17 protein-coding genes are annotated in these 16268 nt (G+C 70.8%); 11 read left to right on the forward strand and 6 right to left on the reverse strand.

The window, feature by feature from the left end; genetic code table 11:
* Positions 1–2: 2 nt before the first annotated feature.
* The 4 genes from ACFU8W_RS14985 to ACFU8W_RS15000 form a co-directional block, all read right to left on the reverse strand.
* Positions 3–614, reverse strand: a complete 612-nt coding sequence (locus ACFU8W_RS14985) for a nucleoside triphosphate pyrophosphatase (RefSeq protein WP_376664118.1) — start codon at positions 612–614, stop codon at positions 3–5.
* A 145-nt stretch (positions 615–759) separates the two neighbouring features.
* Positions 760–888, reverse strand: coding sequence for a morphogenic membrane protein MmpB (gene mmpB / locus ACFU8W_RS14990; protein WP_266982230.1), 129 nt, complete (start codon positions 886–888; stop codon positions 760–762).
* Between the two features lie 155 nt (positions 889–1043).
* On the reverse strand, positions 1044–1250 hold the full coding sequence (locus ACFU8W_RS14995) for an acyl-CoA carboxylase subunit epsilon (protein ID WP_345515177.1): 207 nt from the start codon (positions 1248–1250) through the stop codon (positions 1044–1046).
* 14 nt (positions 1251–1264) lie between these two features.
* Positions 1265–2848, reverse strand: a complete 1584-nt coding sequence (locus ACFU8W_RS15000) for an acyl-CoA carboxylase subunit beta (RefSeq protein ID WP_384036436.1) — start codon at positions 2846–2848, stop codon at positions 1265–1267.
* Between the two features lie 199 nt (positions 2849–3047).
* Between ACFU8W_RS15000 and ACFU8W_RS15005 the strand changes: the two genes are divergently transcribed.
* From ACFU8W_RS15005 to hutH, 5 genes are all read left to right on the forward strand, one after another.
* Positions 3048–3914, forward strand: a complete 867-nt coding sequence (locus ACFU8W_RS15005; protein WP_384036439.1) for a biotin--[acetyl-CoA-carboxylase] ligase — start codon at positions 3048–3050, stop codon at positions 3912–3914.
* Positions 3915–4353: 439 nt separating this feature from the next.
* On the forward strand, positions 4354–5526 hold the full coding sequence (locus ACFU8W_RS15010; protein ID WP_327244662.1) for an adenylate/guanylate cyclase domain-containing protein: 1173 nt from the start codon (positions 4354–4356) through the stop codon (positions 5524–5526).
* A 75-nt stretch (positions 5527–5601) separates the two neighbouring features.
* Positions 5602–6414 (forward strand): enoyl-CoA hydratase/isomerase family protein, encoded by an 813-nt coding sequence (locus ACFU8W_RS15015; protein ID WP_384036443.1) that lies wholly within the window; start codon positions 5602–5604, stop codon positions 6412–6414.
* 86 nt (positions 6415–6500) lie between these two features.
* On the forward strand, positions 6501–7682 hold the full coding sequence (locus ACFU8W_RS15020) for a diguanylate cyclase domain-containing protein (protein ID WP_384036446.1): 1182 nt from the start codon (positions 6501–6503) through the stop codon (positions 7680–7682).
* A 90-nt stretch (positions 7683–7772) separates the two neighbouring features.
* Positions 7773–9323 (forward strand): histidine ammonia-lyase, encoded by a 1551-nt coding sequence (hutH, locus tag ACFU8W_RS15025; RefSeq protein ID WP_345515183.1) that lies wholly within the window; start codon positions 7773–7775, stop codon positions 9321–9323.
* 414 nt (positions 9324–9737) lie between these two features.
* Here the strand turns inward: hutH and ACFU8W_RS15030 are convergent, their stop codons facing one another.
* Entirely contained in the window at positions 9738–10043 is a 306-nt protein-coding gene (locus ACFU8W_RS15030; protein WP_384036450.1) for a hypothetical protein, read from the reverse strand.
* Positions 10044–10152: 109 nt separating this feature from the next.
* Here ACFU8W_RS15030 and ACFU8W_RS15035 point away from each other — a divergent pair, with 109 nt between their 5' ends.
* The 4 genes from ACFU8W_RS15035 (at position 10153) to ACFU8W_RS15050 (ending at position 14430) form a co-directional block, all read left to right on the forward strand.
* Positions 10153–10560: a hypothetical protein gene (locus ACFU8W_RS15035; RefSeq protein ID WP_384036453.1), complete on the forward strand. Its 408-nt coding sequence runs from the start codon at positions 10153–10155 to the stop codon at positions 10558–10560.
* A 207-nt stretch (positions 10561–10767) separates the two neighbouring features.
* The gene (locus ACFU8W_RS15040) at positions 10768–12033 is read left to right on the forward strand and encodes an Ig-like domain-containing protein (protein ID WP_384036456.1); all 1266 of its coding nucleotides are present in this window, start codon (positions 10768–10770) and stop codon (positions 12031–12033) included.
* Between the two features lie 207 nt (positions 12034–12240).
* A complete protein-coding gene (locus ACFU8W_RS15045) occupies positions 12241–13701 on the forward strand; it encodes an ABC transporter permease (protein WP_384036459.1) in 1461 nt (486 codons plus the stop codon).
* Between the two features lie 45 nt (positions 13702–13746).
* Positions 13747–14430, forward strand: coding sequence for an ABC transporter ATP-binding protein (locus tag ACFU8W_RS15050; RefSeq protein WP_345515188.1), 684 nt, complete (start codon positions 13747–13749; stop codon positions 14428–14430).
* 115 nt (positions 14431–14545) lie between these two features.
* Here the strand turns inward: ACFU8W_RS15050 and ACFU8W_RS15055 are convergent, their stop codons facing one another.
* On the reverse strand, positions 14546–15055 hold the full coding sequence (locus ACFU8W_RS15055; RefSeq protein ID WP_384037121.1) for an RDD family protein: 510 nt from the start codon (positions 15053–15055) through the stop codon (positions 14546–14548).
* Between the two features lie 103 nt (positions 15056–15158).
* Between ACFU8W_RS15055 and ACFU8W_RS15060 the strand changes: the two genes are divergently transcribed.
* Together ACFU8W_RS15060 and ACFU8W_RS15065 are read left to right on the forward strand one after the other, a co-directional pair.
* Complete coding sequence (locus ACFU8W_RS15060; RefSeq protein ID WP_384036463.1) at positions 15159–15671, forward strand: hypothetical protein; 513 nt, start codon at positions 15159–15161, stop codon at positions 15669–15671.
* Positions 15672–15779: 108 nt separating this feature from the next.
* On the forward strand, positions 15780–16136 hold the full coding sequence (locus ACFU8W_RS15065) for a DUF1330 domain-containing protein (RefSeq protein ID WP_384036466.1): 357 nt from the start codon (positions 15780–15782) through the stop codon (positions 16134–16136).
* Positions 16137–16268 lie beyond the last annotated feature (132 nt).

The raw sequence follows: 16268 nt of genomic DNA on the forward strand, positions 1-16268 counted from the left end.
CGTCAGACCCACAAGTCGGTGACGGAGAAACCCAGTTCGCCCAGGAGCCGGCGTAGCAGCGGCAGCGAGAGCCCGATGACATTGCCGTGGTCGCCCTCGATGGAGTCGACGAACGGTGCCGAGCGCCCGTCCAGCGTGAAGGCGCCCGCGACATGGAGCGGCTCGCCCGAGGCGACGTAGGCGGCGATCTCGGCATCCGTGGGCTCACCGAACCGGACGACGGTGGACGCCGTCGCGGACGCCGTACGCCCGGTCGCCGTGTCGATCACGCTGTGGCCGGTCTGCAGGATCCCGGACCGGCCGCGCATGGACTTCCAGCGGGCGGTGGCGTCCTCGCTGTCGGCCGGCTTCCCGAGTGCCTCGCCGTCGAGTTCGAGGACCGAGTCGCACCCGACGACCAGGGCCCCCGCGGCCTCCGGACGGCCGGCCACGGCGGCGGCCTTCGCCTCGGCGAGGACGAGCGCCAGCTCGCCCGGCGTCGGGGCGGTCAACGCGTCCTCGTCCACACCGCTGACGATCACCTCGGGTGCGAAGCCTGCCTGGCGCAGCAGACCGAGACGGGCGGGGGAGGCGGAGGCGAGCACGAGACGGCGCTGATCAGTCATACCGGCCATCGTAGAAGGGCCCGGCGCGCCGCAGTACCACGCATCCACGGCCTCGGCGCACGCCACGTCGCCGGGCGCCCACGACTGCGGCACGCGCCGCGCCACCGGGCATCCGTCGCCATGACGCGCGCCGCGGCACCGGGCGCCCACGGCGTCAGCGCGTGCCGAGCGCCAGCATCGCGACGACCATGGCGAGCGCAAGCACCAGCCACACGCGCCGCATCATGTCCTGGGCGTCGCGCAGCTCTTTCGGAGGCTTGTTCTCGGGGTCGGACCACAGCATGGTCCCGATCCTGCTGCGGCCGCCCCCGCGGCGCCTGAGTACGGGTACTCAGCCGCCCTGGTGCGTACGGACCAGATCGTTCCGCGGCCGCACGGCGGAGGCCCGGACCCCTGTGGCGGGTTCCGGGCCTCCGAGGACACCGTGCGGCCGGACGGCTACCCCGGCCAGTAGGTGCGCGCCCAGGCCCGCGGGCCGGGCCGGTGGCGCTCCCGGCGGGCGATGCGGCCCGGGTCGGACCACTGTTCGGGCTGCGCGGGCGCGCCGGACGACACAGCGGCCGTCGCCGCGGCGCGCGCCTGGACCACTGCCAGTGCGGCGGCCAGCTCCTCCGGGGTCGGGTTGCCCCGTACGACCTTGATCATGGTCAGGACCCTTTCTAGAGGGGGATGTTGCCGTGCTTCTTCGGGGGCAGGGATTCCCGCTTCGTGCGCAGCTGGCGCAGCCCCTTCACCACGTGCGCCCGGGTGTCGGACGGCATGATCACCGCGTCCACGTAGCCGCGTTCGGCCGCCACGTACGGGTTGAGCAGCGCGTCCTCGTAGTCGGCCATCAGCTCGGCGCGGGTCGCCTCCTGATCCTCGGCGGCCGCGATCGTGCGGCGGTGCAGGATGTTCACCGCACCCTGCGCGCCCATCACCGCGATCTGCGAGGTCGGCCAGGCGAGGTTGATGTCGGCGCCCAGGTGCTTGGAGCCCATGACGTCGTACGCGCCGCCGAACGCCTTGCGGGTGATCACCGTGATCAGCGGGACGGTCGCCTCCGCGTACGCGTAGATCAGCTTGGCGCCGCGCCGGATGATGCCGCCGTACTCCTGGTCGACGCCGGGCAGGAAGCCGGGGACGTCGACGAAGGTCAGCACGGGCACGTTGAACGCGTCGCAGGTGCGGACGAAGCGTGCGGCCTTCTCGCTCGCGTTGATGTCCAGACAGCCCGCGAACTGCATCGGCTGGTTGGCGACGATGCCGACGGGGTAGCCCTCGACACGCCCGAAGCCGGTGATGATGTTCGGCGCGAACAGGGCCTGCGTCTCCAGGAACTCGCCGTCGTCCAGCACATGCTCGATGGCGGTGTGCATGTCGTACGGCTGGTTCGCCGAGTCCGGGATGAGGGTGTCGAGCTCGCGGTCCTCGTCGGTCACCGTGAGATCCGCCTCCTCCGGGAAGGCGGGCGCCTCGGAGAGGTTGTTCGACGGGAGGTAGGACAGCAGCGACTTGACGTACTCGATGGCGTCCTTCTCGTCCCCCGCCATGTGATGCGCCACACCCGAGGTGGTGTTGTGCGTACGGGCGCCGCCCAGTTCCTCGAAGCCGACGTCCTCACCGGTCACCGTCTTGATGACGTCGGGACCCGTGATGAACATGTGCGAGGTCTGGTCGACCATGACGGTGAAGTCGGTGATCGCGGGGGAGTAGACCGCGCCACCGGCGCACGGTCCGACGACCAGCGAGATCTGCGGGACGACACCCGAGGCGTGCACATTGCGGCGGAAGATCTCGGCGAAGAGACCGAGCGCGGCCACACCCTCCTGGATCCGTGCGCCGCCACCGTCGTTGATGCCGATGATCGGGCAGCCGGTCTTCAGCGCGAAGTCCATCACCTTGACGATTTTCTCACCGTAGACCTCGCCGAGCGAGCCGCCGAAGATGGTGAAGTCCTGCGAATACACGCAGACGGGGCGGCCGTCGACCGTGCCGTAGCCGGTGACGACACCGTCTCCGTACGGGCGGTTCTTCTCGATGCCGAAGTTGGTGGAGCGGTGCCGGGCGAATTCGTCGAGTTCCACGAAGGAGCCCTGGTCGAGCAGAAGATCGACCCGCTCGCGGGCGGTCAACTTGCCCTTGGCGTGTTGCTTTTCGACCGCGCGTGCGGAACCGGCGTGTGTCGCCTCGTCGATACGGCGCTGCAGGTCCGCGATCTTGCCCGCGGTGGTGTGGATGTCGATCTCTTCCGGCTCGGACATCGGGTGGCGGCTCCCTGCCTGGTCACGGGGACGACTGACTGGTGGGTTCTACGGCTGCGTGCGCGGCCGGGTGCGCGATGCGTGCGCGGGGACGGCCGGCCGGGCAGCTGCCGAAGGTACGGAATGGCTACTGATCCGTAGCGTATCGGCGCGGATACCGTTCGGCAGTGCGTCGTTTGCCACACCTAGGGTGGCTTGCATGACACCTCCGGATGCGTCACAGAACCGCTGGTCGGACCTGGACCGGCCGCCCCTGAACGTCCCCGCGCTGCGCCGCGGACTGCTGCGGCCCGGCGGACTGTGGACCTCACTCGACGTCGTGGACACGACCGGTTCCACCAACTCCGACCTCGCGGGACGGGCTGCGGAACTCACCGAGGGCACGGTCCTGATCGCCGAGGAACAGACCGCGGGCCGAGGCCGCCTCGACCGGACCTGGTCGGCGCCCGCCCGCTCCGGCCTGTTCTTCTCCGTCTACCTGACGCCCGGCGACGGCGTACCGGTCCATCGCTGGGGCTGGCTGCCGCTGCTCGCCGGTGTCGCGGCGGCGACCGGCCTGGCCAAGGCGGCGGGCGTCGACATGGCGCTGAAATGGCCGAACGACCTGCTGGTCACGGTGGCGGGCGAGGAGCGGAAGGCGGGCGGCATCCTGGCCGAGCGCGCCGCGAACGGCGTCGTGGTCGGTATCGGCGTCAACGTGTCCCTGCACGCGGACGAGCTCCCCGCCCCCAATGCCGCCTCCCTCGCCCTGGCCGGAGCGGTCTCCACCGACCGGGAGACCCTGCTGCGGGGTGTGCTGCGCTCGCTGGAGCACTGGTACGAGGAATGGCGCTCGGCCGACGGCGACGCGGCGGAGAGCGGCCTCCAGGCGGCGTACGCGGCGGGCTGCGCGACGCTGGGGCGGAGGGTACGTGCCCAGCTCCCCGGCGACCGCTCCCTCACCGGTGAGGCGGTGGCGATCGACGGCGACGGCCGCCTGATCCTGTCCACCGACGAAGGCCTGCAGGAACCGGTGTCGGCGGGCGACATCGTCCACCTGAGGGGCGCGGAGGGCGGCCTCACCTAGGGCGTGTGTCGGAAGTCCCGCCTGCCCGGCGACGCCTGGCACGCACGCTCGCTGCGTTGTCGGGCTCGCCCGAGTACGTCCCGTACGAGGACGACCCTCCGCCTTGCGATCGCACGCACCGGACGCCGCCGGGCCCGCCCTGCGGGCGGACGGCGGGACTTCCGACACAAGCCCCAGTGCCCCTCCCGGCCGGCTCTGCCCCGGCCCACCACCCGTAGCCACCACGATCCCCCGGGCCGGCCCCGTACCGGGGGCCCGATCCGGCCGTCGTCCCCGTGGGAACCACCCGCCGGGGGGCAAACCCCCACGCCCCCGGCCCCGGCCGGCCTCGTACCGGGACGCCCTCACTTAGTGAGGTAGCGCACACCTGCCGTATCGTTGAGGCGATCCACCGACAGATCGGCAGGGCAGTGCGCAGGGAACGGGCAGGAGGCGGCTGGTGACCGTCGACGACACGAGCTCCGGCGCGGGCGCGGAGCCCCCACCGGAACCCTCGGTCCACGCGACGCCGCATCACGAAGTCGACCACACGGCGGAACCGACCGACGATCCCCTCGCGATCCGGCTGGAACAGCTGATCCTGGGGGCGGACCGCCGCTACACCCCGTTCCAGGCGGCCCGTACCGCCGGTGTCTCGATGGACCTGGCGTCGCGGTTCTGGCGCGCCATGGGGTTCGCCGACATCGGGCAGGCGAAGGCGCTGACCGAGGCGGACGTGCTCGCGCTGCGGCGGCTCGCCGGACTCGTGGAGGCGGGACTGCTCAGCGAGCCCATGGCGGTGCAGGTGGCCCGGTCCACTGGGCAGACCACCGCCCGGCTGGCGGAATGGCAGATCGATTCCTTCCTGGAGGGGCTGACCGAGCCGCCCGAGCCCGGCATGACCCGCACCGAGGTCACGTATCCCCTGGTGGAGCTGCTCCTGCCGGAGCTGGAGGAGTTCCTCATCTATGTCTGGCGGCGCCAGCTCGCCGCCGCGACCGGCCGGGTGGTGCAGGCGGCCGACGACGACGAGATGGTGGACCGCAGGCTCGCCGTCGGCTTCGCCGACCTGGTCGGCTTCACCCGGCTGACCCGGCGGCTGGAGGAGGAGGAGCTCGGCGAGCTCGTCGAGTCGTTCGAGACGACCTGCGCCGACCTGGTCGCCGCGCACGGCGGCCGGCTCATCAAGACCCTCGGTGACGAGGTCCTCTTCGCCGCGGACGACGCGGGCACGGCGGCCGAGATCGCGCTGCGCCTGATAGAGGCGATGGCCCAGGACGAGACGATGCCCGCGCTCCGCGTCGGCATCGCCTTCGGCACCGTCACGACCCGGATGGGCGATGTCTTCGGCACGACGGTGAACCTCGCCAGCCGCCTCACCTCTATAGCGCCCAAGGACGCCGTGCTGGTGGACGGCGCGTTCGCGGAGGAGCTGACGCGTACGGGCGATGCCCCGGCCTCCGAGGCGCAGGCGGCGGAGGAGGCCGCGGCGGCCGAGAAGGAGCGCGAGAACGGCGTGGAGCCGCTGGCCGTGCCGAAGTACCGGTACGGGCTGCAGCCGATGTGGCAGCGGCCGGTGCGTGGGCTCGGCGTGGTGGAGCCGTGGCTGCTGGCCCGGCGCGGTATGTCCTGACCGCGCCCCGGGGCGCGGTCGCGTACACCCCCTAGGATCCCTCCGGTAACGCTCGTTAACCGGAGGGGTGCAGTCATGACCGTCACGTCCGAGCAGCGGTTCGGGGAGTTCGTCGTCGTACGGGTCCACGAGGGCCAGGACCATGTCGCCGAACTGGTTCTGGACCGGCCCAAGGCCATGAACGCCGTGTCCACGGACATGGCCCGCTCGATCGGTGCCGCCTGTGCGGCGCTCGCCGCCGACCCCACCGTGCGGGTCACCGTTCTCACCTCCAGCCACGAGCGCGCCTTCTGTGTGGGCGCGGACCTCAAGGAGCGGAACTCCTTCACCGACGCCGAGCTGGTGCGGCAGCGGCCCACCGCCCGCGCCGCCTACACCGGCGTCCTCGACCTGCCGATGCCGACGGTCGCCGCCGTGCACGGGTTCGCCCTCGGCGGCGGATTCGAGCTGGCTCTCTCCTGCGACCTGATCGTCGCCGACCGGACCGCCGTGGTGGGGCTGCCGGAGGTGTCGGTCGGCGTCATCCCGGGGGGCGGCGGTACCCAGTTGCTCCCGCGCCGGGTCGGGACGGCGCGCGCCGCCGAGCTGGTCTTCACCGCCCGGCGGGTGGAGGCCGCTGAGGCAAGGGAGTTGGGGCTCGTCGACGAGCTGGTGGAGGCCGGGGAGGACCGGACGCGGGCGCTCGCGCTCGCCGGGCGGATCGCGGCCAACTCGCCGGTGGGTCTGCGCGCTGCGAAGCGTGCGCTGCGGCTCGGCCACGGGCTCGATCTGCGGGCCGGACTGGAAGTGGAGGACGCGGCCTGGCGCTCGGTGGCCTTCTCCGGGGACCGGGCCGAGGGCGTGGCCGCGTTCAACGAGAAGCGGAAGCCGAACTGGCCCGGCGAGTAACGGTACGTCATGGTTCCGACGCGCAGAGCGGCCGATTCGTCGCTTCAAGTTGATCAAATCACCACAGATCTACATACGATGTAACGATGGGTGGTGAGGATGTGCGACTGCGGGCCGTCGTATCGCTTGCGCAGTCGATGGCTGCGGCGCATACCCCGCGCGAGTCCTGGCGGGCGGCCGCGCTGGGTGCGTGCGAGGCGTTGGGCGGCAGTTTCGCCGCGCTCTCCGTGTGGGAGCGCGGGCCGGGGCGGCTCCGGGTGCTGGTGAACGCGGGTGAACGGGCCGAGGGGGAGGAGGAGTTCCCCGACGACGAGACGTACCCTGTGCACCAGTTCCCGGAGATCACCGAGTTCCTGCACGAGCGGTGGGCGGGGGGTGGTGAACCGGACGCCTGGGTGGAGACGGCCGACGGGCCGGCCGGCGAGGACGGTGCCGCGTCCGACGCGAAATCGGCGGGTGGGGGAGGACACGGGAGTGGTTACTACCATCAGCGCGTGGCGGCTCTGCGCCGCCGCCGGCGCGGCTGCTGTGTGGTCGCGCCGATCGTGCTGCACGGGAGGGCCTGGGGTGAGCTCTATGTGGCGCGACCGGTGGGGGAGCCGGTGTTCGGGCGGGAGGACGCGGACTTCGCGACCGTGCTGGCCGCCGTCGTCGCCGCCGGGATCTCCCAGACCGAGCGCCTCGAAGAGGTCCGCAAGCTCGCCTTCACCGACCCGCTGACGGGGCTGGCCAACCGCCGCCTCGTCGATACGCGGCTCGACGAGGCGGTGGAACGGCACCATGCCGACGGCTCGGTGGTCAGCCTGGTCGTCTGCGACCTGAACGGCCTGAAGGGGGTCAACGACACGCTCGGCCACGCGGTCGGCGACCGACTGCTGGAACGTTTCGGCTCGGTGCTGTCACGGTGTGGCGCGATGCTGCCGGGCGCGCTCGCGGCCCGGCTCGGCGGTGACGAGTTCTGTCTGCTCGCCGTGGGCCCCGAGGCGGACGAGGTGATCCGGGTGGCCACCGAACTCTGCGACCGCGCATCGGAGTTGGAGCACGGCGACGGGGTCGCCTGCGGGATCGCATCGACCGGCGACCCGATCGGTCCGGTGGTCTCGGCCCGGCGGCTCTTCCGGCTGGCGGACGCCGCCCAGTACCGGGCGAAGGCGGCCCGCTCGACGAAACCGGTGGTGGCGGGGCGGGACGGCGAGGTCATCCGGCTGGCCGACTCGCCGCCGAAGTCCGCCCACGATCGCCGCCGGCTGCGCGGCAGCCGTCCGTAGCGCGCGTGCGGAACCGCGGTCGAGATCGGTAAGGGGTCAACCGCGCGACCACTAGTGACATGGAGAGTTTCAGTCCGTACGCTTCTGAATATGGATATGCATACAGTCGTGGTGGGGACGTCCGGTACCACCGCAGAGGACGTCATCGCCGTGGCTCGCGCGGGAGCCCGCGTCGAGCTCTCCGCAGCCGCAGTCGGCGCGCTCGCCACCGCCCGCGAGATCGTGGATGCGCTGGCCGCCAAGCCCGAGCCTGTCTACGGCGTCTCCACCGGCTTCGGCGCGCTCGCCAGCCGGCACATCAGTCCCGACCTGCGGGCTCAGCTCCAGCGCAACATCGTCCGCTCGCACGCGGCCGGGATGGGCCCGCGCGTCGAGCGCGAGGTCGTGCGGGCCCTGATGTTCCTGCGCCTGAAGACGGTCTGCTCCGGCCACACCGGCGTCCGTCCCGAGGTTGCCCAGACCATGGCCGACGTACTGAACGCGGGCATCACCCCCGTCGTGCACGAGTACGGCTCGCTCGGCTGCTCCGGCGACCTGGCACCGCTCTCGCACTGCGCCCTGACGCTGATGGGCGAGGGTGACGCGGAGGGCCCCGACGGTGTCGTGCGCCCGGCCGGTGAGCTCCTCGCCGCGCACGGCATCGCCCCTGTCGAACTGCGCGAGAAGGAGGGCCTCGCCCTCCTCAACGGCACCGACGGCATGCTCGGCATGCTGGTGATGGCCCTCGCCGACCTGAAGAACCTCTACACCTCCGCCGACATCACCGCCGCGCTCAGCCTGGAGGCGCTGCTCGGCACGGAGAAGGTCCTCGCCCCGGAGCTGCACGCCATCCGCCCGCACCCGGGCCAGGGCGTCAGCGCCGACAACATGCTGCGGGTGCTCGCCGGGTCCGGTCTCACCGGCCACCACCAGGACGACGCCCCGCGTGTCCAGGACGCCTACTCCGTGCGGTGCGCGCCCCAGGTCAACGGCGCCGGGCGGGACACCCTTGCGTACGCCGGGATCGTCGCCGACCGCGAGCTGGCCTCCGCCGTCGACAACCCCGTCGTCCTGCCGGACGGCCGCGTCGAGTCCAACGGCAACTTCCACGGCGCCCCGGTGGCGTACGTGCTCGACTTCCTGGCGATCGTCGCCGCGGACCTCGGCTCGATCACCGAGCGCCGCACGGACCGACTGCTGGACAAGAACCGTTCGCACGGGCTCCCGCCGTTCCTCGCCGACGACGCCGGTGTCGACTCGGGTCTGATGATCGCCCAGTACACGCAGGCCGCCCTGGTCAGTGAGATGAAGCGGCTCGCGGTCCCGGCGTCGGCGGACTCGATCCCGTCCTCCGCAATGCAGGAGGACCACGTCTCCATGGGCTGGTCGGCGGCGCGCAAGCTCCGTACCGCGGTGGAGAACCTCGGCCGGATCGTCGCCGTCGAGCTGTACGCGGCGACTCGCGCCATCGAACTGCGCGTCGCCCAGGGGCTCGCCCCCGCGCCCGCGGCCCTCGCCGCGATCGAGGCGCTGAGGGCGGCCGGTGTCGAGGGGCCCGGCCCGGACCGGTTCCTGTCGCCGGACCTGGCGGCCGCGGACGCGTTCGTGCGGAGCGGGAAGCTGGTGGCTGCGGTGGAGCCGGTCACCGGCGCACTGGCCTAGTGCCCCTCCCGGCAAGCTTTGCCCCGTCGCGCCGTCCAGCACGCACGCTCGCCGCGTTGGCCAAAAGCCCTAGTAGCTCCGCTACGAGGACTTCCGGCCGCCTTGCGATCGCACGCACTGGACGACGCTCCTCATGGGGCAAACATTGCCGGTCACGGCACTAGGGTTTTCCCGTTCGGATCAGGCCGGATCGGGGAGCGGCTCGCCGCGGAGCGGCTGGTGTGCGTGCACAAGTTCTCGCCCGGCCCGCGGCGTTGCCCTGATGCCCAAGTGGCTCCGCTACTTGGGCATCAGGGCGCCTTGCGATCCCATGTGCGGACGCCGGGGCCACGCCCTTCGGGCGGACGGCGATATGGTGCGGACGTCTCCCGGGGCATCCGGTGTATCTGCGTATCTGCCGGCCGGGCCCGTCCCTCAAGCCCGTCCGGCGACCGAGGACAACGCGCCCGCGCGGCGCCCCGAGTGGGCGACGAACGCCGCGCCGACGAACAGGAACGCTGTGCCACCGATCAGATACGGAGTGGTGTCGACCCCGGCTCCGGTCTCGGCGAGCGCCGGCCCGGACGCCTCGTCCCCGGTGCTCGTGACCGCCGGTCTGCTCGGCGCACCGGCCACACCGTCGGCATCGTCCGTCGCGTTGGCCGACGGGACGAACCACAGGGCGCACAGCAGCGTGGCCGCCGCGGTGGCGGTCAGGAGCGGACGGCGGGCCATGGCCACGGAATCGATCCCCCTTGTGACAGCAGTGAGTTAGCCGGCTGCGCCGATGCTAATGAAAGCAGCGGGTCGCGGGAAAGCCGGGGGAGTTCTTGGCCCTACGCTCCGGCGTATGAGCACTTCAGAGACATCACGGTTTGTTCGTCTTCGCGTGGAGATGGTGTTGGAGATCACCGACGCGGACGCCCTCAGCGGTACGGCACTGGAGAGCATCGCCGCCGAGTACGGCGAGCCCGGCGGCGAGTCGGCCGAGGAACGCATGCATGCCGAGTCCGCGGTACGGGAAGACGGTGCGGAGGCCCTCGCCTCCCTCATCGACCCGTTCGATCTGGTCGCCGAGGTGCCGGGGGTCGAGCTGGCCCAGGCCTCCTGGACCAGCGAGATCGTCGACTACGACCCCGAGGAGCCGGACGCCTGGGACCTCGACGACGAGGACGAGGGCTACGGCGACGAGGACGACGACGACGTCGCGCACAATGGGGAGGAACACGACGACGGGGAACAGCGGTCCAGCCGGTGAACACACCGGTCCCGGCCCGTTCCCGGTGGGTCGGGGCCACCAGGCGTTCGGCCCTGGAACCACAGCTGCCACGGCTGCGTCGATGAGTGGTGTTCCCCACATCTTTGACGGATGTGGAACTGAGGGCCTTTCCTGGGTGTTCTTGGAACATTGACGGGGTACCGCCGGCCGGCGGCTCTGCTCGGGGTTATGGGGGATACGGCAACGATGGAGAAGCGTGTGATGACGGACAGCAAACGACGCAGGGGCCTGATGGCCGCGTCCGCACTGCTCGGCGGCGTTCTGGTACTCACTGCCTGCAGCGACGGCGGGGACACGGCGAGCGCCGAGAGCTCGAAGAAGTCGCAGGCAGCAGCGGTCGACAAGGCGGCGGCCCAGGACGCCTCCGAGGCGCAGATAGCGATCTCGCCGAAGAACGGCGCGACCAACGCCAGCATCAACAACGACGCCAAGGTCACCGTCACCAAGGGCAAGCTGAGCGAGGTCACCATGACCACGTCGGCCGGTGCGAGCGTCCAGGGCACCCTGGCGGCCGACGGCACGAGCTGGCAGCCGAACGGGCAGCTGGAGCGCTCGACCACGTACAAGATCAACGCGACGGCCAAGGACTCGAAGGGCCGCGAGGCGCACGAGAACTCCTCGTTCACCACGGTGTCGCCCGCCAACAGCTTCATCGGGAACTTCACCCCCGAGGACGGCTCCACGGTCGGCGTCGGCATGCCGGTCTCGATCAACTTCAACAAGCCGATCACGGACAGGAAGGCCGTTCAGGCCGGGATCACCGTGACGTCCAGCAGCGGCCAGCAGGTCGTCGGTCACTGGTTCAACTCGCAGCGTCTGGACCTGCGTCCCGAGCAGTACTGGACGGGCGGCTCCACTGTCACGCTGAAGCTGGCGCTGGACGGCGTCGAGGGCTCGAACGGCGTCTTCGGTGTGCAGCAGAAGACGGTCACCTTCAAGGTCGGCCGCAACCAGGTCTCGACGGTCGACGCCAAGGCGAAGACGATGACCGTCACCCAGAACGGCAAGACGATCAAGACCATCCCGATCTCGGCCGGTTCCCCGGAGAACCCGACGTACAACGGTCAGATGGTGATCTCCGAGAAGTTCAAGGAGACCCGGATGAACGGTGCGACGGTCGGCTTCACCGACGCCGATGGCAAGGGTGAGTACGACATCAAGGACGTGCCGCACGCCATGCGGCTGTCCTCGTCGGGCACCTTCATCCACGGCAACTACTGGGGCGCGCGGTCGGTCTTCGGCAGCGCCAACACCAGCCACGGCTGTGTCGGCCTCGCCGACGTCAAGGGCGCGGGCGACGCCAACCAGCCTGCCGCGTGGTTCTACAACAACTCGATGGTCGGCGACGTGGTCATCGTCAAGAACTCCCCGGACAAGACCATCACCCCCGACAACGGCCTCAACGGCTGGAACCTGAGCTGGGCCGACTGGCAGGCAGGCTCCGCAGTCTGACCCCGGTGGGCGTCCCCGGACGCCCTCCGTGTCCCACGCTCGACCGCGTACCCGCGCAATCCCCGACGCCACGTACGTAAGCAAGGCGGCGGCACCACGGATCCCCTCGGATCCCCGGTGCCGCCGCCTTCGTCGTACGGAAGCCTTCTCATCCGGATCTCATCGTGGCCTTAACCCGCCATCACAACTGATCCATAGCGTCGCGTCATGTTCTTCACCTACCTCCGGCGCGAGCTGCGCCGCCGCAGAAAGGCGGCGCTGGTCGTCGCCTCGGGGCTCGCCCTGGGCATTGCGCTGGTCATCATCGTCAGCTCCGTCTCCTCCGGCATGAGCAAGGCCCAGGACAAGGTCCTGGAATCGCTGTACGGCCTCGGCACGGACATGACGGTCACCAAGGCCGCCGCCGCTCCGGGCTCCAGCAGTCAGCGCCCCAGGTTCGAGTTCGACGCCAAGGGCGATGACTCGGAGCAGAGTTCGGACCGCGTCATGGTCCAGGGCTTCCAGACGCTGTCCTCCACCACCGTCGACAAGGTCGGCAAGCAGAGCGGCGTCGCGGACGCCGTCGGTGGGCTGAGCCTCAACGTCCTGAAGGTGGACGGCCAGTTCAAGCGCGGCGAGTTCAAGCAGAACGGGAACGCGGGCGCCACCGGCCAGCGCGGCCCCGGCGGCGAGGGCGGTACGACGCAGCCGCAGGGTGAGGTCCAGGGCGGCGGCGCCTCGTTCGACGTCAACTCGTACACCGTGTACGGGACCGACGTCACCAAGCAGGACCTCGGCCCGCTGACCTCGTCGAAGATCACCAAGGGCCGTACGTTCAGGGCCACCGAGACCGACGCCGAGGTCGCGGTCGTCGACGCCTCGTACGCCAAGCAGAAGAAGCTCGCGGTCGGCAAGACCGTGACCGTCTCCGGGACCAAGTACAAGATCGTCGGTGTCTCGACGGCGGACAGCGGCGACGCGGCCGCCAACCTCTACATCCCGCTGAAGCAGGCGCAGACCCTCGCCGACGCCAAGAACAAGGTCACCACGGTCTACGTCAAGGCCGCCGACTCGCAGCAGATCGACAGCGTCAAGTCCGCCATCCAGAAGAACATCTCGGGCACGACCGTCACCACTTCCGCGGACCTCGCCGACACCGTCTCCGGCTCCCTGTCCACCGCCTCCGACCTGGCCACCAGCGTCGGCAAGTGGCTGTCGATCGCGGTCCTCGTGGCCGCCTTCCTGGTCGCCGGACTGCTCACCTCCTCCGCGGTCAGCCGTCGGGTGCGGGAGTTCGGCACGCTGAAGGCGCTCGGCTGGAAGAGCGGCCGGGTCACCCGCCAGGTTGTCGGCGAGGCCCTCGTGAACGGTCTGATGGGCGGTGTCCTCGGCATCGCGGTCGGCCTGGCCGGCGCGTACGTCGTGACGGCCATCAGCCCCACCCTCACCGCGCAGCTCGGTGGCTCGGGCGGCGGTGGCGGCATGGCCGGCGGCCCCGGCGGCATGGGCGGCCCCGCCCGGCAGGCGGCGTCCAAGTCCCTCGACATCGCGCTGACCGCACCCGTCTCCCTCTCCACCGTCCTCATCGCCGTCGCGCTGGCCGTGGCGGGCGGGCTGATCGCCGGCGCGTTCGGCGGCTGGCGGGCCTCCCGGCTGCGCCCCGCGGACGCACTGCGTCGCGTCGAATAGCCCGACCGCGAGCCCCACCCCTTTCAGTCCAGCAGGAGTTGACCCATGTACACGCTCAGCGGCGTCACCAAGCGCTATACCCGCGGCAAGTCCACCGTCGATGCGCTCGCCGGCGTCGATCTGACCATCGAGGACGGGGGCCGCCTGGTCATCCAGGGCCCCACCGGCGGCGGTAAGTCCACGCTGCTGCAGATGCTCGGCGGTCTGGACCGTCCGACGGCCGGCAGCGTCGAACTCGACGGTGTGGACCTCGCGAAGCTCAGCGAGGCCAAGCTCACCGAGGTGCGCGCACAGAACATCGGCTTCGTCTTCCAGAGCTTCAACCTCATCCCGACGCTGACCGCGCAGGAGAACGTCGAGACGGCGCTCGTCCCGCTCGGCGGCAGGCCTGCGGAGCGGCGCAGGCGGGCCGCGGAGGCGCTGGACTCCGTCGGACTCGGTGAGCGGCTCGGACACCTCCCGAGCGAGATGTCCGGCGGACAGCAGCAGCGTGTGGCGATCGCACGGGCCCTGGTCAAGCAGCCGAAGGTGCTGCTCGCCGACGAGCCCACCGGCAACCTCGACGAATCGATGCGCGACGAGGTCATGGAGGTGCTGGAGACGATGTGGAAGGAGCACGGGCTGACCTTCATCATGGTCACCCACGACAGCGCGATCGCCCGCAGGGCGCCGCGGCTGGCGACCATCCGCAAGGGCCGTGTCACGATCACGGAGAACGCGGCGGCCTGACGCACGGACGCCACGGTATGGCGTACGGACGCAGAAGGCGGCGTACGGACGCGGACGCGTGACGCACGGACGCACCGGCTCGGGCACACCGGCCTTCCGGGCAGGGACAACGGCGCTAACGCCGATGCCTCTGCCCGGCGCCGGCGGTTCCGTACACGGTTTCGCAGGCGGTCCGGTACGCGGCGAGGTCGCTGCGGCGGACCTGGCGCAGTCCGGAGAGGTCGGCGGACGGGTCCGCGCACGGGCGGCCGGGCGGGGTGCTGCCCGCGGGGCGCGGCCCCTCGCCCGTACGGGAGAAGCCGGAGCGCAACGGGCGCAGCCAGTAACAGGGCTGCAGCGGCAGCCGGGCCAGCCCGTGGAGCCAGCGCCGGGTCAGCCGGCCGAGGCCGGGGCGACCGGCATCGGGCAGCCTGATGACGCGTATGCCCATGATGAGTTTGCCCGCACCGGCCCCTACGAGCGCGGTCAGCACCACCTGGTTGAGGAACGAGAACACGAGCGCCGGCCCGAGGATCAGGCCGGCGAGCTGTGGTCCGGTGGCCGCATCGGCATGCGACCGGGCCAGTAAGCCGACGGTCAGCAGGCAGAGGTAGCAGTCGAGTCCGGCGGCGAGAAAGCGGCGCATGTCCCCGGCGCGCAGTGGGGTACGGGGCAGCGGCGTGGTGGGTGGTGTTGTCATGGCTGCATCATGTCTGTTCCCCTCCGCTCATCGCATTAATCTCACAGTCATGACCGCTGCCATCACCGCCATGATCACCGCAGTCGTCGGTGTGCTCGGCACCCTGTTCGCGCCGATGCTCGCGCACCGAATGACCGCGCGGCAGCGCCGGGAGGAGGCCGAACTGGCCGACACGCGGCGGAGGTTCGAGGAGCAGCGCGCCCAGTACACGGCCATGAACCGGGCCTCCCGGCAATTCCACACACTTCTCAAGGACGCCCTGCACCGGATCAGGGACGGCGTCTATACGGAGCAGGAACGCACCCAGCTCGAAGAGGCCCGCCTCGACCACCGCGACCGATACGCCGAGGCGCAGATGATCGTCCCGGAGCGGATCCTGCAGGCCTCCCGTGACCTCAACCAGGTCCTCGCGAACGCAGACGGAGCCGTCAAACGCCTGGATCGCGGTCTCGCCCGCGACGGCGAGACCGTGACCCGGATCCTGGAGAACCTGGGGGCGGCGAGTCCGTACCTCGACACGATGCGGGAGCTGATGCGGGAGGACCTGGGCATCGCCGACTGAGCCCCGCTCCTACCCCGGAGGTAATCGACGCTCCGCACGCCCCCGAGCAGCATGGTGCACACCGGCTGACGGATACACGGCAGCACGCAGATCCCGGAGGGCGAGACCATGACCGCATACGCCATAGCCCACCTGCACCCCGCCGCCCACCCCTGCGAGGAGGTTCTCACCTACATCGAGCGCATCCAGTCGACCATGGAGCCCTTCGGCGGCCGCTTCCTCGTCCACGGCGCGCAGGTCGAGGTCATCGAGGGCGACTGGCCGGGTGCGCTCGTCGTCATCGGGTTCCCGAGCATGACGGCTGCCCGCGGCTGGTACGAGTCGGACGCCTACCGGGAACTGCTGCCGCTGCGGACCCGGAACATGGCGGGCGATGCGGTGCTCGTCGAAGGTGTCGGGCCGGAGTACGACGCGTCGACGACCGCGGCCGCGATGCGAGCGGCGGCAGCGGCCGTACAAGCCTGACGGGCCACGGCCGGCAGCCGCCACGGCTGAGCCCCGAGGGGCTGCAGGCTCCGAGCCGAGGTGTAGCTGAGTACACCTCCGTTCCGGGTGGGGAGTCCCTCGCTGCGGCGCGCCCCGCCCGGGAGGATGGAA

It is taken from the genome of Streptomyces sp. NPDC057565 (genome assembly GCF_042801455.1).
Taxonomy (GTDB): Bacteria; Actinomycetota; Actinomycetes; order Streptomycetales; family Streptomycetaceae; genus Streptomyces; species Streptomyces yanii.